Source organism: Paludibacterium paludis (assembly GCF_018802605.1).
GTDB lineage: Bacteria > Pseudomonadota > Gammaproteobacteria > Burkholderiales > Chromobacteriaceae > Paludibacterium > Paludibacterium paludis.
In genome coordinates, this window is record NZ_CP069161.1 from 2135340 (window position 1) to 2158975 (window position 23636).

14 protein-coding genes are annotated in these 23636 nt (G+C 63.1%); 7 read left to right on the forward strand and 7 right to left on the reverse strand.

What is annotated here, in order from left to right:
* The first annotated feature begins 6 nt into the window (after positions 1 to 6).
* From cheB to JNO50_RS09655, 3 genes are read left to right on the forward strand one after another with little or no spacing between them, the layout of a single operon-like run.
* On the forward strand, positions 7 to 1035 hold the full coding sequence (gene cheB, locus JNO50_RS09645; protein ID WP_215796328.1) for a chemotaxis-specific protein-glutamate methyltransferase CheB: 1029 nt from the start codon (positions 7 to 9) through the stop codon (positions 1033 to 1035).
* Positions 1032 to 4355 (forward strand): PAS domain S-box protein, encoded by a 3324-nt coding sequence (locus tag JNO50_RS09650; RefSeq protein WP_189535283.1) that lies wholly within the window; start codon positions 1032 to 1034, stop codon positions 4353 to 4355. The genes cheB and JNO50_RS09650 overlap by 4 nt, the downstream gene beginning before the upstream one ends.
* The gene (locus tag JNO50_RS09655) at positions 4348 to 5568 is read left to right on the forward strand and encodes an EAL domain-containing response regulator (RefSeq protein WP_189535285.1); all 1221 of its coding nucleotides are present in this window, start codon (positions 4348 to 4350) and stop codon (positions 5566 to 5568) included. The genes JNO50_RS09650 and JNO50_RS09655 overlap by 8 nt, the downstream gene beginning before the upstream one ends.
* On the opposite strand, the gene JNO50_RS09660 is transcribed toward JNO50_RS09655, so the two are convergent.
* From JNO50_RS09660 to JNO50_RS09690, 7 genes are all read right to left on the reverse strand, one after another.
* Positions 5563 to 9456: a PAS domain S-box protein gene (locus tag JNO50_RS09660; RefSeq protein ID WP_189535287.1), complete on the reverse strand. Its 3894-nt coding sequence runs from the start codon at positions 9454 to 9456 to the stop codon at positions 5563 to 5565. The genes JNO50_RS09655 and JNO50_RS09660 overlap by 6 nt on opposite strands.
* Positions 9446 to 11635 carry a PAS domain-containing protein gene (locus tag JNO50_RS09665; protein WP_189535289.1) on the reverse strand — a complete coding sequence of 730 codons (2190 nt, stop codon included), beginning with the start codon at positions 11633 to 11635 and terminating at the stop codon, positions 9446 to 9448. The genes JNO50_RS09660 and JNO50_RS09665 overlap by 11 nt, the downstream gene beginning before the upstream one ends.
* Before the next feature lie 21 nt (positions 11636 to 11656).
* Positions 11657 to 12748 (reverse strand): response regulator, encoded by a 1092-nt coding sequence (locus JNO50_RS09670; protein WP_189535291.1) that lies wholly within the window; start codon positions 12746 to 12748, stop codon positions 11657 to 11659.
* A gap of 170 nt (positions 12749 to 12918) precedes the next feature.
* Entirely contained in the window at positions 12919 to 14295 is a 1377-nt protein-coding gene (locus JNO50_RS09675; RefSeq protein ID WP_189535292.1) for an amino acid permease, read from the reverse strand.
* A gap of 94 nt (positions 14296 to 14389) precedes the next feature.
* The gene (gene bla, locus JNO50_RS09680; protein ID WP_189535294.1) at positions 14390 to 15289 is read right to left on the reverse strand and encodes a class A beta-lactamase; all 900 of its coding nucleotides are present in this window, start codon (positions 15287 to 15289) and stop codon (positions 14390 to 14392) included.
* Between the two features lie 304 nt (positions 15290 to 15593).
* The gene (locus JNO50_RS09685; protein WP_189535296.1) at positions 15594 to 17588 is read right to left on the reverse strand and encodes a methyl-accepting chemotaxis protein; all 1995 of its coding nucleotides are present in this window, start codon (positions 17586 to 17588) and stop codon (positions 15594 to 15596) included.
* Positions 17589 to 17839: 251 nt separating this feature from the next.
* Complete coding sequence (locus JNO50_RS09690; RefSeq protein WP_215796329.1) at positions 17840 to 18694, reverse strand: GNAT family N-acetyltransferase; 855 nt, start codon at positions 18692 to 18694, stop codon at positions 17840 to 17842.
* A gap of 154 nt (positions 18695 to 18848) precedes the next feature.
* Between JNO50_RS09690 and JNO50_RS09695 the strand changes: the two genes are divergently transcribed.
* Genes JNO50_RS09695 through JNO50_RS09710 form a run of 4 tightly spaced genes read left to right on the forward strand, consistent with a single transcriptional unit; the run spans position 18849 to position 23558 of the window.
* Complete coding sequence (locus JNO50_RS09695) at positions 18849 to 19739, forward strand: DMT family transporter (protein WP_189535300.1); 891 nt, start codon at positions 18849 to 18851, stop codon at positions 19737 to 19739.
* The gene (locus JNO50_RS09700) at positions 19714 to 20481 is read left to right on the forward strand and encodes a helix-turn-helix transcriptional regulator (RefSeq protein ID WP_189535302.1); all 768 of its coding nucleotides are present in this window, start codon (positions 19714 to 19716) and stop codon (positions 20479 to 20481) included. Before JNO50_RS09695 ends, JNO50_RS09700 begins: the two co-directional genes overlap by 26 nt.
* Before the next feature lie 39 nt (positions 20482 to 20520).
* Positions 20521 to 22932, forward strand: coding sequence for a PAS domain-containing sensor histidine kinase (locus JNO50_RS09705; protein WP_189535304.1), 2412 nt, complete (start codon positions 20521 to 20523; stop codon positions 22930 to 22932).
* Positions 22929 to 23558, forward strand: a complete 630-nt coding sequence (locus tag JNO50_RS09710) for a response regulator (RefSeq protein WP_189535305.1) — start codon at positions 22929 to 22931, stop codon at positions 23556 to 23558. Before JNO50_RS09705 ends, JNO50_RS09710 begins: the two co-directional genes overlap by 4 nt.
* The last annotated feature ends 78 nt before the right edge of the window (positions 23559 to 23636 follow it).

Consider the following 23636-nt stretch of genomic DNA (forward strand, 5'->3'; position numbering starts at 1 on the left):
GGAGAAATGGTGATCAGTGTGCTGGTAGTGGACGACTCTCCGGTGATCCGGGATTTCATCGCGCACCTGCTCGCGCAGGACCCGGTCATCCGCATCGCCGGCACGGTGTCGGATGGTGAGGCGGCCGTGGAGGCGGCTTACCGGTTGAGGCCGGATGTCATCACGATGGACATTCATATGCCCAGGCTGGATGGCATCGCTGCGACAAGACGCATAATGGAAACCTGCCCGGCGCCGATTATCATCGTCAGCGGCAGCACGACTCCCGAAGATCTCGCGATGGTTTTTCGGGCGACGGAGGCCGGAGCCGTTGCCTGCCTGTTCCGGCCGGAGGGGCCGAACGCGGACGAACTGATCCGGACAGTCAAATTGATGGCCGAGGTCAAGGTCGTCAAGCGCTGGAAGCGGGAAGTGAATGGCGCGGCTTCGGCGCCTCCCGCGCTGCCTCCGGAGAACGGCCCGGTCGGGCTTGTCGCGATAGGCGCGTCGACCGGCGGGCCGCCAGTGCTTCAGCATATTTTCAGGGAATTGGCGGCGGACTTCCCCTCCCCGCTTCTGGTCGTACAGCATATGGCCCCGGGCTTTTTGCAGGGCTTCTCGGACTGGCTTTCGGAAACGTCGGCGTTGCCGGTGGGTATCGCCAGTCATGGTGAAGCGCTTCGGGAGGGGCGAATTTACCTGGCGCCGGATCATGTGCACATGAAGGTAACGGCCGACGGTCGGATACACCTGACCGACGATCCCCCGGTCAACGGCCTGCGTCCTTCCGTCGACACCCTGTTCGCGTCGGTGGCGCGAATCTATGGTGCGCGCTCCGTCGGTGTCCTGTTGACGGGAATGGGCAGCGATGGCGCGCTTGAACTCAAACGCATGAGAGACCGGGGGGCGATCACGCTGGCGCAGGACAAGGAAACGTCGGTGGTGCACGGCATGCCGGGAGCCGCCATCGCCCTTGGCGCGGCCTCGCGCGTGCTGCCGGCCGAACACATCGCCACCGTGCTCAACAGTCTGGCCTCCGCGGGGATGACGCCATGAAACCGCGCATGCTGGTTGTCGAGGACAGTCCCACGCAGGCCGAGCGCCTGCGTTACATCCTGGAGCAGGAAGGGTATGCCGTCACTGTGTCCGGCAATGGCAAAGAGGCGCTGGAATCGGTGCGCCGCGCGCCGCCAACGCTGGTCATCAGCGACATTGTCATGCCGCAGATGGGCGGTTATGAACTGTGCCGGCAAATCAAGGGGGATCCGGCCCTGTCGCACATTCCGGTATTCCTGGTCACGGAACTGACCGACCCGCAGGACGTCATTCGCGGACTCGAATGCAGCGCCGATCATTTCATTCTCAAACCGTATGACGAGCGCCACCTGCTCGGACGGGTGAAGTTCGCCATGCTCAACCAGGACTTGCGCCAAACCGATCGCGCCGGCATGGGGGTCGAGATCATGTTCAACGGTCAGTCGCACTATATCGCGGCGGACCGGCTACAGATCCTGAATTTGCTGTTGTCGACCTATGATGCGGCGATACAGCGCAATACCGCGCTCGATGGAGCCAAGGAGGAAATGCGCGCGGCGAACCGGGAGCTCACCGAGTTGAACCGGCGCCTGGCTCACGAAAGCCAGGAGCGCCGGCAGGCCGAGCAGCGTTTGCGCAGCATTCTCGACAATTTGAATGCGTTTGTCGGCGAGCTTTCCCCGGACGGGGTGCTGCGCGAAGCCAACAACCTCATCCTCCGGGAAGGCGGCGTCTGGCGCGAGGATCTGATCGGCAAGCACTTGTGCGATATCTGGAGTTTTTCCCATTCGGATAGCGTTCGCAAGGCGCTGTTGGCCGACATCGCCCGGGCGGGCACCGGCGCCATGGTCCGTCACGATCTTACTGTGCGCATGGGCGATGGCCGGCTTTCTCCGGTCGATTTCATGCTGGTTCCCGTTTGCGACGACGGCGGACATGTCGTCAAGCTGATCGCGTCGGCTATCGACATCGCCGCGCGCAAAGAGGCCGAGCGTGTCGCCGAAAGGCTGAATCGCGACCTGGAGCGCAGCAACACGGCGCTGGCGGCCAAAGAACAGGAAAAGCGCGCCATTCTGGACAATGTGCGGGATGGCATAGTGACAACGGACGATACCGGCGTGGTACTGAGCGCCAATCAAGCGGTGACCCGGCTGTTCGGGTATTCGGAGCAGGACATCGTCGGACAGGCCATTTCCCGGCTCCTGCCCGAACCCGGCTGGCTGGCCGCATCCGGACCCGCCGGTTTCCGCGCCCTGGACAAGCAGGTTGTCCAGGGCGCGCGCGTGACGGGAGAGCGGCTGCCCCTTGATCTTGCCATCACCGAGTACCGGCTCAATGGCAAGCATGTATTCATCTGGAATCTTCACGATTGCCGCGAACGATTGTCCAGCGAGGGACAGTTGCGGGAAAGCCGCGAGGTGTTGCGCCGTTTCAAGGAGTCGCTCGATCAGACCCAGGATTGCATTTTTCTGTTCGATCCTGACAGCTTGCGTTTTACCTACGCGAATCGTGGCGCGCAATCGCTGGTCGGTTACTCGGAAGACGAACTGCTGGACATGTCTCCCCCGATGCTGATGCCAGAGGCCGACGAACCGGCCTTCCGGCAGGATCTGCAAGCGCTGACCCGGGAACATTCGGCGGCATCGATGACAGAGCGGGTATACCGGCGCAAGGATGGCCGCTCGGTGCAGGTGGAAGTCTTGACACAGTGGGTTCAGGGAGGCGACAAGCCGGCCCAGTTCGTGATGGTGGTCCGGGACATCACGGAGCGCAAGCGCAGCGAACGGCTGCTGCTCGAGGCCAAGGACGAGGCCGTCCTGGCCAATCGCGCCAAGGATGCGTTTCTGGCGACGATGAGCCACGAAATCCGCACGCCGCTGAACGGGCTTCTCGGGCTGCTTGAGCTGCTCGATACCGCGGCGCTCGATGCCGACCAGCGGGAAATGCTCAATGCCGCCCGCGACTCCGGCCAGGGCCTGATGCGCATCATCGGCGATGTTCTCGACCACGCCAAGATCGAAGCGGGCAAATTGACACTGCTGCCCGAGCCTGTCTCCATCAATGTTCTGCTGCGGCGTGTCCTTGGCAATTTTCAGGCGGTCGCTCGCGCCAAGGGGCTGACCATGCATGCGTATTGCGACCCGGACGTCGCCCCCGCGCTTCTGGCCGACCCGGTGCGGCTCGGACAGATTGTCGCCAATTTCGTGAGCAACGCGGTCAAGTTCACGGACCGGGGAGAGGTTGAAGTGCGCGCCGAACTTCTCGATGACCACGACAGCGCGCAAACCCTGCTGATATCGGTGAGGGATACCGGCATCGGTATTTCCGAAGAGGCGCAAACCCGCCTGTTCCGGGCATTCGAGCAGGCCGAGGCCGACACCTCCCGCCTCTATGGCGGAACCGGACTGGGGTTGGCGATCTGCCGGCGGCTGGCGGGATTGATGGGGGGCAGCGTGGCCGTGCAAAGCGAGGCGGGCCGTGGCACTGTCATGAGCGCGAGACTCAGGTTTCCGGTCGCCCGCGCTCCGCTGCCGACCGGTGACGCCTCCCCCGGCCTCATTCAGGCATGGCCGGATGGCAAAGTCATGCCTCGCATCCTCGCGGTGGACGACAACTCCACCAACCGGCTGCTTCTTGCCAACCAGCTCAAACGGTTGGGACTGGAGGTCGTGATGGCTTCGGGCGGTGATGCGGCTCTGGCGTTATGGCGCACCACCCCTTTTGACATGCTCATCACGGATTGCAATATGCCGCAGATGGATGGCTATGCCTTGAGCCGGGCCGTGCGGGATTTGGAGCGCAGCGAGTCGCGTGGCCGTGCCTGGATCGTGGCCTGGACCGCTAATATTCTGGGTGACGTGCCGGACAGATGCAAGGCGGCGGAAATGGACGATATTCTGATCAAACCGTCAGAGTTGGAGCATCTTCGCGACATGATGATGCGATTCGCACAGCAACGCGAACAAGCGGCGCCTCCCGTATCCGCGCCGCCTGTCAACACCGCAGCCATGTCGGCATTGACCGGCGGCAACCGTGAACTCGAGGTTTCGCTGCTGAGGGATTTTCATGCGGTGCTGGCGGTCACCCGGCAGGAGATGGCCGCCGCCTCCCGGGCGGGCGATGCCGCTCGGGCCGCGCAGCTGGGGCACAAGCTCAAGTCCTCCGCGCTGACTGTCGGCGCGACGGAGCTCGCCCGCGCCTGCCTGGATCTGGAAAGCGCCGGCCACGCCGCGGACATGCCCGTGCTCGAAGAGTGTTTCGCCCGCTTCGAACAGGCCGCCGCCAGTGCCGACGCCTATCTGATCACTTTGTTGTCCGCACGAGGAAAGACCGATGAATGACTTGTCGACCTGCCGGATCTGCGTGCTTGATGACGATCCGTTCATGCTGTCGCTGTTGACCGGCCTGCTGACCGGTCTGGGCGCCACCGCTATCGAAACCGCGGCGAGCGGTCTGGATGTGCTCGACGACATCGCCCGAGGCGATGCGCCGGAATTGATCCTCGCCGATCTGAATATGCCGGAAATGGATGGCGTGGAATTTGTCCGCAAGCTGGCCGAATACCGCTATCGCGGCGCGCTCATACCGGTCAGCGGAGAGGATCAGCGCCTGCTGCGGGCGATGTGCATTCTGATCCAGGCGCATCACATCAGCGTGTTGGGGTATTTGCAAAAACCGGTGTCCCGCGAACGCCTTGGCGATCTGCTCGGGCACTGGGCCCCCGGGCGCGACACCCGCCCCGAAACCTCGCGGCGCAGCTACTCGGCGAACCGCATCATGGCGGCGATCCGCAATGGCGAGTTGGTGAATCACTATCAGCCGAAAGTCGAGCTGGCGACCGGCAATGTGATCGGCGTCGAGACGCTGGTGCGCTGGCGCCACCCGCAGGACGGCATGGTGTACCCCGACCAGTTCATTGCCGTCGCCGAAGCGTCGGGCGTCATCGAGCGGCTGACCGGCTGGGTACTGAACGAAGCGCTGGCGCAATCGCGGCGCTGGAGCCTCGCCGGCATCGACCTGCGCATGGCGGTCAATGTCTCGATGAATAACCTCGCGTCGATATCCTTCACCGACTTTGTGACGGAGGAGGCGCAGTGCGCGTGCGTGCCGCCCGCCCGTCTGGTGCTGGAGGTGACCGAAAGCCGCCTGATGCGCGACCCGCGCGCGCCGCTGGAGATCCTTACGCGCTTGCGGCTTAAACGTTTCGGGTTGTCGATCGACGATTTCGGGACAGGGCACTCCTCGTTGCGGCAACTGTGTGACATTCCGTTTGACGAACTGAAAATCGACAAGAGTTTTGTGCACCGGGCCTGGGAAGACGAAACGTCGCGTGCGGTGGTGGCGGTGAGCCAGGGCCTGGCTCGCCAACTGGGCATGAAGGTGGTCGGCGAAGGGGTGGAGGACCGCGAGGACTGGGATTTTTTGCGGTGCGCGGGGTGCGACCATGCGCAAGGCTACTTCATCGCGCGTCCCATGCCGGCCGAAGAGTTCCTGGCATGGCTTGGCGAGTGGCGCGTACGCGTCCCGGCCCTGCTCGCGCCCTCCCCGTCATGAGTTCGGCTTGTCCTCGCCACGCAGCGCTGTCAAGTACTGTCGGGCGGCTTCGAAGCGGAACTGTTGAACAAGACGGATCAGGCGGCGGGCCCGGGAGCCGAGCGCGGCCTCGAGCGCGGCGGCCCGGCCATTGAGCAGGGAGATGGCGGCGGTGTCGTTTTGCGCAAGCAGCGCATCGAGCCGCGAGAAAAGCCGCCGCAATTCGCGCATGTCGATAGCCAGCGCGGCGGTCGGCGCGGACGCCTCCGTGTCAAGTTCGCGCCGCAAAGCGGCGAACTGCCCGTCGATCCCGGTCCGGCAGTGCGCGAGGTCGCCCGGGAGGGCGCCGCGGGAGAGCCGCTCCTCCATCTCGGTGGCGCAGGCCGAGATACGAAGAATGCCGAGTGTCGCCGCGGCGCTGCGCAGCGAATGCGCGAGCAGGATGGCCTGCTTGCGGTCCTCCGAGGCCAGCGCGTCCTCCAGTTTGGCCATGTCGTCGCCGTGGTCGGCGAGAAAGCGCCGCAAAAAAGCGGCATAGCGCGAACTTTGTCCGTTGAACAATGCGAGCCCCTGCCGCGTATCGATGTCAGGCAACCCGCTCAACCGCATCACCAGCGCCTCGTCGCCAAGTGATGGCGGCGCCCCGGTCTGTCCCGCCGACGCGGAGTCCGGATGAATGACCGCCGCGGGCAGCCATTTGGCCAGAGCCTGAAGCAACGCTTCGGGCTTGACCGGTTTTGCCACGAAATCATTCATCCCGGCGTCGGCGCACGCCTTGCGGTCTTCCGGGAAGGCGCTGGCGCTAAGCGCCAGGATGGGGCGTTCGCGCCATTCGGGCCAAGAGCGCAGAACCTGCGTTGTCTGCAGCCCATCCAGAACAGGCAGGCGGATGTCCATGAGAATCAGGTCGTAGCGGTACCGTTCCGCCATCGCGATCGCCTGTTGTCCATCCCCCGCCGTGTCGATGGTCAATCCGGTATCCCTGAGCAGTTCGATAATCACCTCGCGATTGATGTTGTTGTCCTCGACAAGCAGGATCCGCAATCCTGGGAAACGGCCTCGTAGCCCGGATTCTCCTGCCTCCGGCTCTCCCGGCTCGTCGCCGGTTTTTCCTGTCGCCGACAGCCAGGCCGTGAACCAGAACACCGATCCTCGCCGCGTTGCCGCCTCGCAGCCGGCCTCCCCGCCCATCAGCTCCGCGAGGCGGCGGGTGATCGCCAGTCCCAGTCCCGTTCCCCCGTACTTGCGCGAGGTGGAAATATCGGCCTGTTCGAAGGCCCGGAACAAACGGTCGCGTTGTTCGGGCGTCACGCCGATTCCGCTGTCCTCGACTTCGAATCGAATCAGCAGGGCCGCGCCCTTGCGGCGCACGATGCGGGCACGCAAGGCAATGCCGCCCTCCTCGGTGAATTTGACCGCGTTGGCCGCGTAGTTGAGCAGCGCCTGACGCAGGCGTGTCACGTCGCCGAGCAGCCAGGGCGGCACGCCGCCGGCGTCGACAGCGATCGTCAGTCCCTTGGCCTGCGCCGCGTCGGCGACCAACGCGCCGACCTGAGCGAATAGCCCCGCCACGGAAAAATCTTCCTTGATCAGTTCAAACCGTCCGGCTTCGATTTTCGACAAGTCGAGAATGTCGTTGATGATGCCCAAGAGGTGCTGCGCCGATGAGCTGATCTTGTCGAGCCGCTCTTTTTGCGCCTCGGTGGCGCCATCGCGTTTCAGCAGGTGGGTCAATCCCAGAATGGCGTTCATCGGTGTGCGGATCTCATGGCTCATATTGGCCAGGAAGGCGCTTTTGGCATGATTCGCCGCTTCCGCCCGCTCGTGCGCCTGGGCCAACTGGTTGGTCCGTTCGACGACCATTTCCTCCAGGTGATAACGGTAACGGTCCAGTTCCTCGCCCATGCGTTTTTTCTCGGTGACGTCTTCCTGTACGGCCACGAAATGGGAAATGGTGCCGTCGGCTTCCCATACCGGCGATATCGTGGAAAACACGTGGTAGACCTCCCCGTCCTTGCGGCGGTTGATGAACTCGCCGTGCCAGCGCTGCCCGCGCTCCAGCGCCTCTTTGAGGGAAATGTAGGTTTCCTGCGGCGTAAGGCCGGATTGCAGGCAGCGGGCGTTCCTGCCGATGATCTCTTCGGACAGGAATCCCGTGGCCCGAATGAACGCTTCATTGGCATAGTCGATGCGACCCTCGACATCGGTCACCACAATGCCTTCCGGGCTTTGCTCGACCACCAGCGAGAGTTTTTTCAATTGCTCCTGGGCTCTTCTTCTCTCGGTGACATCCTGATTGATGCCGGTGAACCGCCGTGGCCGTCCGTCCGCGTCGAAACGCGCTCGCCCCTTGATCGCCAGCCAGCGGATATCTCCCGCCCGTTCGATGCGGAACTCCGCTTCGAACGGCGTCCTGCTCCGTAAATGTTCGGCAAGGCTGGCATCGAGCCGGCCGATATCCGCCGGATGAACCCGTTCCCGCCAGGCGGCCAGGCTCATCGTCCCGGTGTGTTCGATGCCGTACAGCAAGGAGCACGGGGCGGACAGATGAATGGTCGCCGTATCCATCTCCCAGTCCCAGATGCCCGCCTGCGCGTCTTCCTGCGCCATGCGGGAGCGCTGCTCGCTGTCGCTTAGCGCGATGTTGATCGCTTCGGCCCGCGCTTTGGCGAGAATGGCGTCCTCCATCAGGTTGAGCGCAGCGAGCCGCGCCTGCCGCTGGGCCTCCAGCGCGGTGGCTTGTCCCGTATGAAGGGCCTGCTCGGCGAGTTTTCGTTCGGTGATGTCTTGCACAGTGCCGTGCAGTTCAAGTATCTCCCCTCCATCGCCCCTGTCCGCTTCGCCCCGGGCGATCACCCAGCGACGCGAACCGTCCTCGCGGAGAATTTCGACATCGCATTCGTAAGGCGTGCCATGTCGGCGGCAATGTTCGATGGCGCCGGACAGTTTTTCCCAGCCCTCCCTGGTGTGATAGCCGCGCAATTCGCGATACGAAACCGGTGGACCATCGGGTGGCCGTTCGTAGATGCGGTAAATCTCGTCCGACCAGGCGAGTTGATCGGAGGCCAGATGCCAGCGCCAGTTGCCGATGCGCGCAACCCGTTGCGCCTCCTTTAGGTCTGAAGTGCTGCTTCGCAGGGCTTCTTCGGTCAGTTTTCGCTGGGAAATGGAGTCGACCACGGAAATAAAGTAGTCGGGGAGCCCGTCCTTCCATACCAGCGCCACGGTCATGCCGACCCAGATGATGGCGCCGTCTTTGCGACGGTAGCGTTTTTCCATTGTGTAGCTGTGTTTTTCGCCATCGAGCATCTGACGGACGAAGGCTTCGTCGGCGGCCACATCGTCCGGATGGGTAATGGCCTGGAATGTGGTGCGCAACAGCTCGTCTTGCGGATAACCGACGAGTTGGCAAAAGTGGGGGTTGACGCGCAACCATCGGCCATCCGGCGCGACCAGCGCGATACCGATCGCCGCGTGCTCGAAGGTGGTTTGAAAGCGCTCCTCGCTTTGCTGCAATTGTCCCTGTATGCGGGACAGCGCTTCGAGCTGGCCGGATGCATGGCGACGGGCCCGGTGCAGCGCTTCGCTAAGCAGGCTGACCATGGCGCCATTGACGATCAGCATTGCCCATTGCAGCGCATCGTGCACGGGAACGCCGGACCCTTTGCGTACCGCGGCCAAGGCCACCAGCGCGGCGGCCGCCATGCCGGAGATCGCCGTCGCCACGATCCCGGGGCGCGCGCCACCTTGCAAGGCGCAAAGCAAAATGGGGAACATGAAGAGAATGAGCAAGGGATGATCGCCGAACGAGACCGGCAAGCTCAGTCTGACTCCCATCGCCAGCAACGGCAGCGCCACGGCCAGCGCGTACTGGACAGCGCGTTGCCTCAACCCGGTGTCACGCATCATGCCGATCCTCCGGGGGCGCGCAGGAGGCGGCATTCAGTTCGGCCTGCACATAAGGAAGGGGCAGACCGAGACGGCGGGACAGATCGTTCAGCTGCAATTTTAATTCGACCATGGCCAGCTCCCGGCCGATCATGGCCTGGTTGGTCCGGATCAATTCGGCATTGCTTTGCTGAAGCGCCGCGGCCTGGCTGGCCAGATCGCGTTCGGCATTCTTGCGCTCGGTGATGTCGAGAATCAGCCCGATAACGGCCGGATGCCCCTGGTAATCGGCTCGGTGTCCATAGATCTCCACTTCGATCGGACTCCCGTCTCGGCGCCTGCCGGTAAAGGCGAAGTGGAGGTCCTCGCACTCTTCTCTCAGGCAGCGCTCCATGTTGTCCGTGATGAGATTGCGCTCGGCCAGACCGGCCAGTTTGCTCAACTCCGCCTCTTCCAGTAGTTCGTTCGGATCCTCATACCCGAAAATGCGGGCGAAACCCGGATTCGCGTAACACAAGCGCCCGTTCTGCACGATATAAATGCCCGCGAGCGATTGCTCGACCAGCGCCCGGAAGCGTCCCTCGCTTTCGCGAAGCACGCTCTCGGCTTTTTTTCTTTCGGTGATGTCTCGCGAGATGCCGAAAAGACCTATGGTGTTTCCGTTGTCATCCCGGAGCGGGCCTTTGGTCGCAAGAAAGATCCGTTCGCCATCCGGCAGGCTCAGGCACTCCTCGCGGGTTCGTATCGCATTTTCCGCGATGGCCTGACGCCCCAATTCCATCAACATGGATGCCTGATGCTCCGGAAAAATCGCGCGATCGTCTTTTCCCAGCACATTTTCGGCTGGCTGCCCGACAAACCGGCTCGCCGCCCGGTTGAAGAGCAGATAGCGGCCCTCCAGATCCTTGGCGAAGATCGCATCTTCCGAGCTGTCCGCGATTTCGCCGATCAGTTGCATGGCGTGCAGGCGCTCCTCCTGGGAGCGACTGGTCTGCCCTGCCAGAAACAAAAGCTCGCGCTGGCGCAGCAGCGCGATGATGAACATGGCGAGCAACCCGGCAAGACCGACCCAGACTCCATCGGTCAACGCCTCCGCGTACATTTCCGGAACATCCATCTTGGCGACGAGATACCAGTCGGTTCCGTTGACATTGCGAATCACGCCGATGACCGAATGTCCGCGGTAGTCGCTTCCCGTGACGGGTTCTCCCGGGTGCGCTTCGCCGCGCAACAGCCTGGCGGCAAGCAACGTGGGGGAATTCACCGGCAAGCGCAACGAACTCCAGGTGGTGTCGAGGTGACGGGGCTTGTTGAGAAATACCACTTGCCCGCCTTCCTCGCGGAACAACAACGCTTCGCCGGAGCGGCTCGGCACGGGCCAGTTGCTCAGCGTGGTCTGCAGCCAGAGCGTGGAATCGGTGGACAGCACGACCACGGGCCGCGGGCCGCCTCCGGTTTCCAGCGGCGCCAGAAAATCCAGGCCGGCAGCCCCGTTGTCCAGGGGGTATGGGCCAAAGTGTTCAGACAAGGGGCGGGGCGCCTCCGCCAGGCGGCGGATGAACGCTTGCCGCGCCGGCAGCGCAGGGCAGCGTTGCGCCGGCGATGACCACAGACACTCCCCGGACGGCGAGTGCAGACTGATGGTTCGGTAGCCGCGCAATGTCCTGAGAACGTCGAGCGAGGCAAAGAGCCGTTGGGCGGCCTGCCTGTCGCCACTTTGCTTCCAGCGACGGTACAGGTCGGCGTAACGCAAGTCGCGGCGCACCAGCTCGGCGTCGCCGCGGCGCTCGCCCAGCCAGTCGGAAATCTCCCTGCTCTTGCTGTACGAGATGGCCTTGAGGCGATCGGCGATTTTTTCCTGATCGCGGGATACGGTCAGGCCCAGACCGGCGGCGGTCAGTACGAGCGCGATCAGGCTCAGTCCCGCATAAACTCTGGACGGGCGGTACTCCAACCGGATTTTCCGCTCGGCCTCGGTTTCCTCCCGGGTCAGCTTTGTCAGCATGCCATACAGCAGCAGCGCCGTGACGGCGATAAAGGCCCATCCCTTGAAGGTGCTGGCCAGTATCAGCTCGGAAGGAGTGGGAAAAATCCATTCGATAACCTTGTCGGACAGCAGGATCCAGATCGCGGCCACCGAGGCATAAATCAGGACGACGAACAGTAGCGTGCCGCGGGTGAGATGCTGGCGTGGAGGCATGGGCCGGTTCTCCCCGATCAGTCAGTGATCGTCCTGATATCGCCGGGCAATGTCGACGAAGCGGACGAAATGCTCGAGGAATGCATCGACAACATCGGGGTCGAAGTGAGTGCCCCTGCCCTTTTCGATGATGTCGCGCGCCTGTTCGAAGGTCATGGCGCGCTTGTAGACCCGCCGGCAGATGAGCGCATCGAACACATCCGCCAACGCCATCAGGCGCGCGGAGACGGGGATCGCATCCCCGCCGAGGCGGTCCGGGTAGCCCGTTCCGTCCCAGCGCTCGTGGTGCCAGTGGGCGATTTCCTTGGCGAGCGCGAGAAACTCGACCGGGCGTTCGATGTCCTTTTCGGCCTCCTCGATGGCGTCGCTGCCCAGCTTGGCGTGCGTTTGCATGATGGCCCATTCTTCTTGGGTCAGCGGTCCTGGTTTCAGGAGGATGTGGTCGGGAATTCCGACCTTGCCGATGTCGTGCAGCGGAGCCGAGCGACTCAGCAGGGCGATGTAGTGCGGCGACAGCGTGGCGGAAAAACGGGGGTGCGATTGCAAGAGACCGGCCAGCAAGTGGACATAGGCCTGGGTGCGCAGGATGTGATTGCCGGTTTCCGGATCGCGGATTTCGGCCAGATGCGCCAGCGCCCGGATGCCAAGTTGCTGGATCAGATCGTTTTCCGCCATGCGCCGGGCGACTTCGTTCTCCAGAATTCCGTTTTGGTCTTTCAGCCAGCGGCGGGCCTGACGGGCTTCGAGCTGGGTGCGGATGCGCGCCATCACGACGGCCGGCTTGATCGGTTTGACGATATAGTCGGCCGCGCCCATGGCCAGTCCCTGCTCTTCGTTCTCCGCATCGGCCAGCGCGGTGAGCAGCATGACCGGAATGTCGCGGGTGTCCTCCCGGCTTCGCAATGCCCGCAGTGTCGTGTATCCGTCCATGTCCGGCATCATGACATCGAGCAGTATGAGCTCGGGCGGGGTCGGCGACGCAGCGATTTCCAGACACCTGGCGCCGCTCTGGGCGGCCAGCACGCGGTATTGAGGGCTGAGAAGCTCCATGAGAATACCCAGGTTTTCAGGGGCATCATCCACAATCAGGATGGTGGCGGGGGTATCCGGCATCGAAGGGCCTCGTCGGTCTTTTATCTATTGAGTATAGAGTCGATGCGGATTTTTGTCGGGTTGGCTGTGTGCAGTCGAGAATCCGATGGAGTGCGATTCGCGTTCGCGATGGCTCGCGAGACGGGCCGGACGGCGCCAGGAAGGCGCCGCCCCAGGGAATGGACAGGAGGTTACGAGCCGGATGCCGCCGCGGCTTCCTTGGCTTGCCCCTTGCTGCGGTAGCCGATCCACAGCGCCAGCAGCCATGCGGGGAGAACATACACGGAAACGGCCGCGCCCGGGGTGATCAGCAGAATCAGCAGGATCATCGCCATGAACGCCAGACACAGCCAGTTGGATGCCGGGAACCAGAGCGACCGGAATACCAGTGTCTCGCCGGTGCGCGCCTTGGCCTGCCGGAATTTCAGGTGGGTCAGACTGATCATCGCCCAGTTGGTGACCAGCGCGGACACCACCAGCGACATCAGGATGCCGAGCGCCTGCCCAGGCAAGACGTAATTCAGGATCACACAGGCGAACGTCGCCGCACCGGAAAACAGGGTCGCCGTCACCGGCACGCCGCGGCGATCCACCCTCATCAGGGCGCGAGGCGCGTTGCCCTGGATGGCGAGGCCGTACAGCATGCGGCTATTGGCGTAGACACTGCTGTTGTAGACGGACAGCGCCGCGGACAACACCACGAAATTCAGCAGGTTGGCGGTCAGGCCGGAACCGATCTGCTCGAAAATCATCACGAAGGGGCTGCCGCCATCGGCGACCTTGCTCCACGGATACAGTGACAACAGCACCGTCAGGGAGCCGATGTAGAAGATCAGGATGCGGTAAATGACCTGATTGACTGCCTTGGGGATGGTTTTTTGCGGGTTGTCAGCCTCCGCCGCGGTCAGGCCGATGAGCTCCAGTCCCCCGAACGAAAACATGATCACGGCAAGCATCATGAAAAGCCCGCTCGCCCCATGCGGAAAGAACCCGCCGTCCTGCCACAGGTTGGCGATGGTCGCTTGCGGTCCTCCCGTGCCGGAAATCAGCAGGTAGCCGCCGAACAGGATCATGGCGATCACGGCGACCACCTTGATCAGGGCGAACCAGAACTCCGCTTCGCCGTAAACCTTGACGTTGGCGAGGTTGATGGCGTTGATGGCAAGGAAGAACACCAGTGCCGAACTCCAGGTCGGGATCGTCGGCCACCAGAATTGAATGTAGGTGCCGACCGCCGTCAGCTCCGCCATGCTGACAAGCACATACAGCACCCAATAGTTCCAGCCGGACAGAAAGCCGGCGAAATCGCCCCAGTAACGATAGGCGAAGTGGCTGAACGATCCGGCCACCGGCTCCTGCGCCACCATCTCGCCCAGTTGGCGCATGATCAGAAATGCGATGAGCCCGGCTATCGCGTAGCCCAGGATCATGGAAGGTCCCGCTGCCTTCAGGACGCTGGCGGACCCCAGGAATAACCCGGTCCCCACCGCGCCTCCCAGGGCAATCAATTGTATGTGGCGGTTTTTCAGGCCTCGCTTGAGCCCGTCCTCAGAAGAAACAGTTGCCACTCGATAGCTCCAATGTCATGTATGTGATGTGAAAAATTATTAGTAGTGCCAGTTACCATACATGAATTGAGGTTGCGCCGAAAAGCCCCTGTTTTTATCGGGAAGGTCGTTCTCCGAATGTTTCTGCGACGAGGCGGGCGGCCGACGCCACAATATCATTGCGCCATGGCGCCGCTTTCTGAGGTTGCGTAAAGTAAATCGCCATGACTATCGGCGCACGGACAGGCGGCCAGGCGACGCCAATGGCGTTGGTCGTGCCGTAGTAACCCGAACCGGTCCGGTCCGCCACGCGCCACGTGGGCGGAACACCGGCGCGGATGCGCGCGCCGCCGGTCGTGCTGGCCTGCATGCTGTCGCGCAACCGTCCCCGCTGAACGTTACCCAGAGCGTCGCCCAGCAACAGCTTTCGCATGCTGATCGCCATGGCCTCGGGGGTTGTGGTATCCCGCTCGTCGCCGGGAATCGCCGAGTTCATTTCCGGCTCCCAGCGGTCCAGATGGAATGCCGTATCGTCGAGGGATCGGGCATAAGCCGTCACGGCGGCCGTCCCTCCCAAGTGTTTCATGATCAGGTTGGTGGCCGTATTGTCCCCCTGGCCGAGCATCGCTTCCAGTAATGCGTCGATACGCATCTTTTCGCCGAGGTGATTTTGTGTGACCGGAGAGTGAGGAGCCAGATCGTTGGAGCGCAGTTCAATCTGTCGATCAAGCAGCCCCGGCTCGGATGCTGAACGGGCGAGGAGCGCCGCCGCGAGCATGGCCTTGAATGTGCTGCACATGGGGAAACGCTCCCGGGCTCGGTAGGCGATCACGGCGCCGCTCCCGGTGTCGATCGCCATGACGCCGAGCCGCCCCCCCGCCTCCTTTTCAAGGTGAGCCAGGCCCAATTGAGCGGTTTCGCCACCGGGCGAGGCAAACAGCGTTCCGCCAGCCGCGATGAGGGGGCTGACGGCGATGGCGCGCAATAATTGGCGGCGGGACAGATTGGAGTTCATGCCATCCTTTCCTGAATGAGTCAGATCGCCGCGGCGACGGAAGAGTGCGTTGCGAGGGGTGGAAGCGAACTGTAACGATGCGTGCAAGGGCGGGCAAGCGTCGATGATCCGCATCGGAAAATACGCTGGAATATTGGCGTGTTTTCTTGTGTTTGGCCGACAGCGCCATGCCGCCAATTGATGTTATCCAGAAGCGGCGCTCCGATGCCGGCCATGATGGCCGTTTTGGGCGGGCATTTGAACTGACTGGAAGCTCAGGCCGCGACGGCCCGGCGCGGAACCATGCATCGGCGCAGCATTCGCCTCACACGGTAAACCGCCCCGCCAGCGCCCCCAGGTCGCGCGACATATCCTGCAAATGGTCGGCGGTTCTGGCGCTGGCCTTGACCGTCTGAGCGTTTTCTTCCGCCATTTGCGCCACGCTCTCGACATTCTGGGCCAGAGTCTGGCTGGTGGTGCTCTGCTCTTTCAGGGACAGCGCGATCAGATTGACCCGCGACAGCACCTCATCGATGCCTGCGGCGATCGAGCCGATGCTGTCCCCGGCCTGAAGGGCATGCTCCCGGCCGTTTTCGATGGTTTGCATGCCCGTGGCCATGTTGTCGGACGCCTTGCGGACGGTCTCCTGGATTTCCGTGACGATGGCGCTGATTTCCGTTGTGGAACGCGCTGTCCGCTCGGCCAGTTTTCTGACCTCGTCGGCCACGACGGCAAAGCCCCTGCCCTGTTCGCCGGCGCGCGCCGCCTCGATGGCCGCATTCAACGCCAGCAGATTGGTCTGGTCGGCGACATCGCGGATCACATCGACAATCGTCGCGATCGATGCGGATTGCCGCCCCAGGGAAGCGATGGTTTCCGAAACCGATGAAATATCCCTGACAATGCTGGCCATGCTCTCGGACGCCTTGGCGACGACGGCATGACCTTCCGATGCTTTTTCGACGGCGGCATGCGCCAGCAGATCGGCATGCATCGACTCTTCGGCACTGACGGACAGGCTGGTGCTCAGCTCCTGAACGGCCGAAGCCATACTGGCCGCGGCCTCGCTTTGCAATGTACTGCTCCCGGTGATCTGCTTCACGCTATCGGTCAATTGCTGCGAAGCATGATCCATCGCCTGTGACGTACTGATCAGTTGCACCACGGTGTCATGCAGCTGATCGCGCATGGTCCGGATCGACGACAAAAAACTGGTCGTGTCGTGCGCGCGCAAGCGGATGTCGGTGTCCAGGCGCCGCGCCGCCAGTTGTTCGACGATTCGCTGCACATAGAATGGCTCGCCGCCCAACTGCAGCGTGATGGAGAGATAGAGTTGATGAAACAGAAATCCCGCCAGCAGCATGGAGGCAAGACCGATGCCCATATAGAGATTTCGCTGCCCCTGCATGCGCACGATCCTTGCGGCCAGCAGCGAATCGAGTTTCTTGAGCGTCAGTGCCGCGAGTTCGCTGCCGGACTGAAGCGCCCGTGACGCCTGTTCAGCACCGCCGTTGGCGGTTTTTCCGGCCAGCACGGCATCCATGCCTTGCGTCTGACTGAGCATGATCCCCGCAAAATGGCTCAGCGCCGGGGCAAGATCCCCCTGCAAGGCCGGATTGTAGGCTTGTGCTTTGGCCAGGTCGCTGCGCAGGCCTTCGATCCCTCGGGAGAGCAATAGCCTCAGCTCGATCAGTCTGTCCCTTTCATCCTGGTCGAGCGTTCGGCCTTGTCCGGCCTTGGCCATCAAGGCTTGCGCCTCGCCCTGATTGTTCATCAGGTCGGGCAGTTTGACGGTCGCCGCGTCCATCAGATAGAACGTGTCGATATCTGGATCCAGAGTCAGGTTGGATGCATCGCTGACAACGCCGATCAAGGTCGACAGACGGTCCGCGACGGCATCGAAGCGTTTCATGAGTGTTTTGGCGTCACCCGGCCCCGTCAGGGTCTGACGGCTGGCGGAAAGGTCTTCCCAGGCTCTGGCGGTGCCAAGTTCCGCTCCCATCGCGTCGTTGACGTTTTTGAGCGTTTCCCACTGCTTGCCCAGGCTCGCGCCGGGCGTGGCCGATCCACCTTGCGCGGAGCTCGCCGCGGCCCGCCCCGCCGCATCCTCGGCGATTCCAAGTTCTTTTAGCGTGTCGATAAGCGGTGATAGATAAACAACCCCTTGCCGTTCTTTGAGCGCGAAATCGACCGAGTCCTGGTTGGTTCGGTAAAGGCCGTACACCATGTATCCCAAGGCGATGGCGAAAACAGCCCCGATCAGGGCGAAGCGGCTCGGATAACTCATGCGCTGCATGAGTCGGACGACCGGTGTCGACATGATGAAACTCCTGTTCGACTCGAAACGACTGCCTTTGACGAAATCAGACCACACGACGCCGCCCCCGGGGAATTCGGCGCGTCCCGGCACTCGCGGCCGCGGAGCCGCCGGCTTGATTTGTGTGGTTATTGATACCGGCGGTATTGATGGTGGCTGAATTAAGGATAGATCAGTAATGCCTGCTTGATGCAAATAAATAGATCAGTAGCATTTTCTGAACCAAATGGAATGGCGGGAAGGATGTCACGGGGTTAGCGCGGTGCACCGACCGGGCGTGTCATCCACATCTGGTGCAAGGCCTGGCGTTCGAATCCCGCGGCGAGCAATGCCCGGCCGCCGACATCGTCGCGCTGCAACTGCGGCACCTTCGCCGAGTATCCGGGGTAACGGTGCTCCAGCGCTTTCAACAGAAGGTGCGCATGGCGCTGTGACTCGTCGCAATCAACCAGGCTGTTGATCGTCAACTGCCGCTCCCCGGTCTTGAGAAAAACGAGCTGGGCATCTCCCGATTGCCATGCGTGAAACGGGACCTGAAGCGATGCGAGGATGGGGGCCGTGACCTGCAGGGGAAGATCCGCTATGCGACGGGCGGCTTCGTCAAGCCAGGCCAGCGCTTCGTCGCGCGATACGTCGCGAACCGTTTCGGGGGCGCTCGCGGTGGACGCGATTTCCTTGTGATAGCCGAACAATTCGTGCCGTGACTGAAAACCATGGCGGCGATACATGGCCACCGCCCGGCCGTTTTGCGCGAAAACCTCCAGTTCGAGTTCCCCGGCGCGCGCGATGGTCGCGCGTTCGATGGCGTCTTCGAGCAAGGCCGGCGCGGCGCCGCTTCCCCGAGCCTTGGGGAACGCGCCGATCGTGGCCAGGCGCCAGCGTCCGCTTTCGGGTCTGGGGGCGACAAGAGTAAAGGCGAGGATTTCCCCGTTGTTCATCGCCACTCGGCTCTGATCGAGGTCGACGCCCTGACGGGCAAGAAAACCCGGCCACTGCGCGATGTCCAGTTCGAACGGTCCCAGCAGGTAATCGGCGAAGGCCGAGACAAAGGCGGCGTGAAGCTGTGTCGCGGAGACGCCGGAGGCGGACTTCAACGCAATCGTGTGCATGAGGCTACCCGGTCGAGTGGATTCGCTCACATAATATCCCGACAAACTCCGGGTTTTCCGGGAAATGCATGGTAATTTTGCAGTTTTTGACAATACGCCCGCCATAAAGCCATCTACGCTTCGCACATGATTCACCACACCGGAAATCCACTCCATGGTTTTTCTTCCAGGTCTGTTCGTTGTCCTGTGGTCGACCGGGTTCATCGTCAGCCGCGCCATCGCTCCGTTCGCGGACAGCACGCTGTTTCTTTGCGCGCGCTTTGGCCTGTCGGCCCTGTTGTTCTGCATCGTGGCGAAACTGATCGGCGCCGCCTGGCCGCCGCTTCGTGCCTGGCCACGCCACATGGCGATCGGAATCCTGATGTACGGAAGCTACCTTTGCGCCAGCTTCAAGGCGGTGGCACTGGGATTGCCGCCGGCCGTCATGGCGCTTTTCGGCGCGTTTCAACCCATGCTGACGGCGCTCATCGCCTGGCATTGTTTCGGAGAGCGGCCGGGCGCGTCTTTGTTCGCGGGGCTCGCCGCGGGGTTCTGCGGGGTGGCGCTGGTGATGCTGCCCCTGCTTTTGCCGTCTCGCCTGGATGGCGGAATGACAACGGTGCTGCTCCTCGCTGCGTTCGCCATCGCCGCGCTGACCGCCGGCACCTTGCTGCAACGCACCCTGACAAGCAGCGGTTCGCTGTGGAGCAGCGCCGCACTGCAAAACGCCGCCTCGCTGCTCCTGGCCGGCCTGCTTGCCTGGTTGAGCGGCGAGTCCCGGTGGGAGCCGGGCGTGGTGCTGTATGGCGCCCTCTTCTGGTCAGTGCTTGGCCTGTCCGGCGCGGGTTCGTTGATCCTCGTCTTGCTCGTGAACCGGGGGCACGCCGCCCGCGCGACATCACTGCTGTACCTCGTGCCGCCACTGGTCGCGGCGCAGGCTTATTACTTTTTTGATGGCGCATTGACCACCATGCAGATGGCTGGTTTTGCGATTGCCCTGGCGGGCGTGGCAGTGTGTCGCCGCAAGGAGCGGCCGAATCATGATCCGGCACCGCGCGCACAATGATCCGCTGGTCGAGTGGCGCCACTACGGCGAGGAACCGGCGCGCCACCGTCACGACTTCAGTCAGGTTCTTCTCGGGTATTCGGGCAGCTCCGAGCTGGAAATCGGCGGCCGGGCTTATCGCATGACGGAGGGAACGGGGCTCGTCATCCCCGCCGGTGCCTGTCACGATTTTGTCGGCGAGCCGGGCAATTGCCAGCTGGTGCTCGACTTGCCGGCCGGTTCGGTCGCGCTGCCCGCCGCGTTTCTTGACCGCACCCGGCAGTTTTCCCTGCCGGCCGGGGCCGGCGGGGCTCTGCTGCATGCCGTTCGCGCCCAAGGCGCCCTGAACCGCGTCGCCGCGCGGGGCATGGCGGTCGCCATCGCCAGCCGCCTCTCGTTGGCGCTGGGTATCGCGCCTTGCGAAGTCCGTACTTTCCCGGTCGCGCACATAGACCGGTTCTTGCGCGCAAATCTGCACCGGAACGTGAGCGCCGCCGACCTGGCGTCCCGTTTCGGCTGGGGCGAGCGACGTTTTCACGACCTGTTTCGCGAAGCCTTCGGCTGCCCTCCCCACCAGTATCAGATGCGTCTGCGGCTTGAAGCCGCGCTGCCGCTGCTGACCGATGGCAAGGAGGCGCTCGTCGACATCGGACTTCGGCTGGGTTTCCCCGACCAGGCGGCCTTTACCCGTGGATTTCGCCGTCATTTCGGCATGCCCCCCGGGCAATGGCGACGACACATTGTGGCGGGAATAACGCGTTGAACTTGCCGGGATTGTCTGCGATGTGACGATTGTGTGAATATGATCCTCACGACCCCCTCCGAGGAGCGCATCATCGCCGTCTTCCTTTTCGTCAGACATGCCGTCGTGCTGATCGCCCTTCTTCTCGTGCCGGCGTTTGTCTGCGCGAATGGCGAATCGGCCGGCAAGCATGATCACTGGCGTGTGGGTATCGTGCTGGAGCCCCCCTACGCCGGCATCAACCCACAAACCCGCGCGCTGGAAGGGGCCGATGTGGAGCTCGTGAAGCTGGTCGCCGAGCGCTGGCCGGTATCGATCACTTGGCGGACCTATCCATCGCGCGCCGAACTGGATGCCGCATTGTTGCGCGGCGATGTCGATATCGCGCCCGGTTTGCAGCAGACCCCGTCGGCGCTGAGATTCTGGCTGTTTTCCGAGCCCTATTTGCGGGTGCCGCACAAGATTGTCGGTTTGCCGGACGCGTCCGGGCGGATCGTCGACCTGGAAACGCTGCCCCTGTCCTCGCGCCTCGCCCTGCCCGCCGGGGGTGGGGTCATGTCCTTCATGGAGCGCAACTATCCGGAGTTGTGGCGCGTCGCCGCCGGCACCGAACGGATGGCGCTTCTGGCCGTGATGCGGCGCGACGCCGATTACGCGATCATCGACGAGGCCCGCCTGGCGACGCTCCTCAAAGAGCCGGAGTTTTCCCCTCTGGCCGTGGTGGGCGATGTCGGTTACACCCATCTGCTCAGAATCGCCGTACGCAAGGACTGGCCCGAGCTGCCGCCCTTGCTGGACGCCCGATTGCAAAGCCTGCCGTCCGCCCGGCTGGACAACATCGCCGAGCGCTGGCTGAGGCCGGGCCATCCTCCCGTCACCGACTCCCCGCTGTTCTGGCGCCGCCTGTGTTATGGCCTCTTCGCGCTGGCCTTCGGCGCGGGCATCATGGCCCTGCGGCAGCGCCGCGGGCGGCTCGCGCTGGAGAGCCGCCTGCTCGCGGAGCGCCAGGAAGGCCGTGAGCGGGAGGTCGCGGAAGAGTCGCTGAGGCTGGCCCAATACTCCATCGACAACAGCACGGTAGGCATCCTGTGGGTGAACTGGGAGGGGTGCATTCGCTACGCCAACCGCGCGGTTCACCAGATGCTCGGTTACGACGGGCGGCAAATGCGGAATTTGCCGCTGGCGGCGCTCGAGCCCGACCTGACGCCCGCCCGGTGGCTCGCGCGCTGGAATGCCCTGCGCGGACACGCCACCGAGCAGTATGGTGAAAGCCGATGCCGCAAAGCCGACGGACACTGGTTGCCGGTGGGCGTTCATCAAGGTTTCCTGCGCTTCGGCCGCGAAGAGTATCTTGTCGTCTATCTGAGCGACATCACGGAGCGACTGCGCGCGCGGGCGGAACTGGAGGAGAGCGAGGCCAGGTTCAAAAGTATCGCCGCCAATGTCCCCGGCATGGTGTTCCGCCTGGAGCGTAATCATGAGGCGCAGCCGCGTCTGGCCTTCGTCAGCGACGCGAGCCAGGCGCTGTTGGGTGTGGCGCCGTCGGCGATGATCGGCGCGGAGGACGGAATACGCCGCGCCGTGCACCCGGATGACCGGGCTTCGTTCGACGCCGCCTGGCGCAGGGCGGCCGACGAGGCGGCCGATCTTGACTGGCAGGGCCGCATGGACGGCGCCGATGGCACGGTGTGGGCCGACATCAAAGCGCGGGCTCGCCACTTGGGCAACGGCCATGTGATCTGGGACGGCATTCTGTGGGACATGTCCGCCAGCAAGCGCTCGGAAATCGAACTGGCCGAATCGCGCGGTTTGCTGCGCCGATTGAGCGCGCATCTTGAATCGGTCAGAGAGGAGGAGAAAGCGCGCATTGCCCGTGAAGTGCATGACGAACTCGGGCAGATCCTGACCGTGCTGCGCCTGGAAATGTCGATGTGCGAACTGAGCCTGAAACCGGGGAAGCACGGTTTGACGGAGCGTTTCGCCGTCATGAAAAAACTGATCGAGCAGACCTTCCTGATTGTGCGCGATGTGGCCAGCGCCCTGCGCCCCCCCGTGCTTGACGCCGGCATCGGCTCGGCGATCGCATGGCAGGCCCGCCGTTTCGAAGGCCGCTCGGGCATACCGTGTTATGTGACCGTGCCGGAGACGCTGGCATCCTTGCCGGATGCGCACGCGATCGGGCTCTTCCGGATTCTGCAGGAGGCGCTGACCAATGTGCTGCGCCATGCGCAAGCGTCGATGGTCAGTATCGGGCTGCGTTCGGAGCGCGGCAGGCTGACCTTGAGCATCGCCGATGATGGCAAGGGCTTCGATCCCGAGGCACACTCCCCGGAGCGTTCGTTCGGTCTTGTCGGCATCCGCGAACGGGTGTTGCTGTTGGGCGGCTCGCTGTCCATCGAAAGCCAGCCGGGCCAGGGAACCGTGCTGTCGGTGAGCATCCCCGTGGAAGAAGACATGAAGGAGACAGGATGATCGACGTCGTCATTGCCGAAGACCACAAGATCGTGCGCGAGGGACTCAAGCAGTTGCTGACGCTGGCGGGCGATATCCGCATCGCCGGTGAAGCCACGCATGCCGCGCAGCTTCTGGAGATTTTACGGAAGACTCCCTGCGCCGTCGTGTTGCTCGATATCTCCATGCCCGGCGCCAATGGACTGGAGAGCATTGCCCGGATCCGCGCCCTGCCCATGGCGCCGGCGGTACTGATGCTGTCCATGCACGATGAGGTGGAGATCGCCGCCCGGGCCCTGAAAACCGGCGCGGCCGGTTACTGCACCAAGGACAGCGACCCGGCGCTGCTCCTTACGGCGATACGAAAGGTGGCGGGCGGCGGGCGCTACATCGACCCCCATCTGGCCGATCGCATGGTGTTCGAGGTCGGATTGACCGATTCGCGGCCGGCGCATGCTCAGCTGTCCGAGCGCGAGTACCAGGTTTTCGAGCGGCTGGTTCGCGGCGCCAATATCAATGAAATCGCCCAGCAGCTGGCGATCAGCGCCAAAACGGTCAGTACCCACAAGGTACGGCTGATGCAGAAACTGCAGGCGCACTCCGTGGCCGACATGGTGCGCTACGCCATCGATCACAAACTGATCTGAGGAAATGCGTGTAGGGATTTTCCTACCCATCACCCGCGTCAAACACTGACAGAAAAATCCTCTACATGCCGATATCCA

What these genes read in the sequence shown, in the direction of transcription:
- cheB (WP_215796328.1), top strand. Translation starts at nt 7, where the DNA reads ATGGTGATCAGTGTGCTGGTAGTGGACGACTCTCCGGTGATCCGGGAT.
- JNO50_RS09650 (WP_189535283.1), top strand. Translation starts at nt 1,032, where the DNA reads ATGAAACCGCGCATGCTGGTTGTCGAGGACAGTCCCACGCAGGCCGAG.
- JNO50_RS09655 (WP_189535285.1), top strand. Translation starts at nt 4,348, where the DNA reads ATGAATGACTTGTCGACCTGCCGGATCTGCGTGCTTGATGACGATCCG.
- JNO50_RS09660 (WP_189535287.1), bottom strand. Translation starts at nt 9,456, where the DNA reads ATGATGCGTGACACCGGGTTGAGGCAACGCGCTGTCCAGTACGCGCTG.
- JNO50_RS09665 (WP_189535289.1), bottom strand. Translation starts at nt 11,635, where the DNA reads ATGCCTCCACGCCAGCATCTCACCCGCGGCACGCTACTGTTCGTCGTC.
- JNO50_RS09670 (WP_189535291.1), bottom strand. Translation starts at nt 12,748, where the DNA reads ATGCCGGATACCCCCGCCACCATCCTGATTGTGGATGATGCCCCTGAA.
- bla (WP_189535294.1), bottom strand. Translation starts at nt 15,289, where the DNA reads ATGAACTCCAATCTGTCCCGCCGCCAATTATTGCGCGCCATCGCCGTC.
- JNO50_RS09685 (WP_189535296.1), bottom strand. Translation starts at nt 17,588, where the DNA reads ATGTCGACACCGGTCGTCCGACTCATGCAGCGCATGAGTTATCCGAGC.
- JNO50_RS09690 (WP_215796329.1), bottom strand. Translation starts at nt 18,694, where the DNA reads ATGCACACGATTGCGTTGAAGTCCGCCTCCGGCGTCTCCGCGACACAG.
- JNO50_RS09695 (WP_189535300.1), top strand. Translation starts at nt 18,849, where the DNA reads ATGGTTTTTCTTCCAGGTCTGTTCGTTGTCCTGTGGTCGACCGGGTTC.
- JNO50_RS09700 (WP_189535302.1), top strand. Translation starts at nt 19,714, where the DNA reads ATGATCCGGCACCGCGCGCACAATGATCCGCTGGTCGAGTGGCGCCAC.
- JNO50_RS09705 (WP_189535304.1), top strand. Translation starts at nt 20,521, where the DNA reads ATGATCCTCACGACCCCCTCCGAGGAGCGCATCATCGCCGTCTTCCTT.
- JNO50_RS09710 (WP_189535305.1), top strand. Translation starts at nt 22,929, where the DNA reads ATGATCGACGTCGTCATTGCCGAAGACCACAAGATCGTGCGCGAGGGA.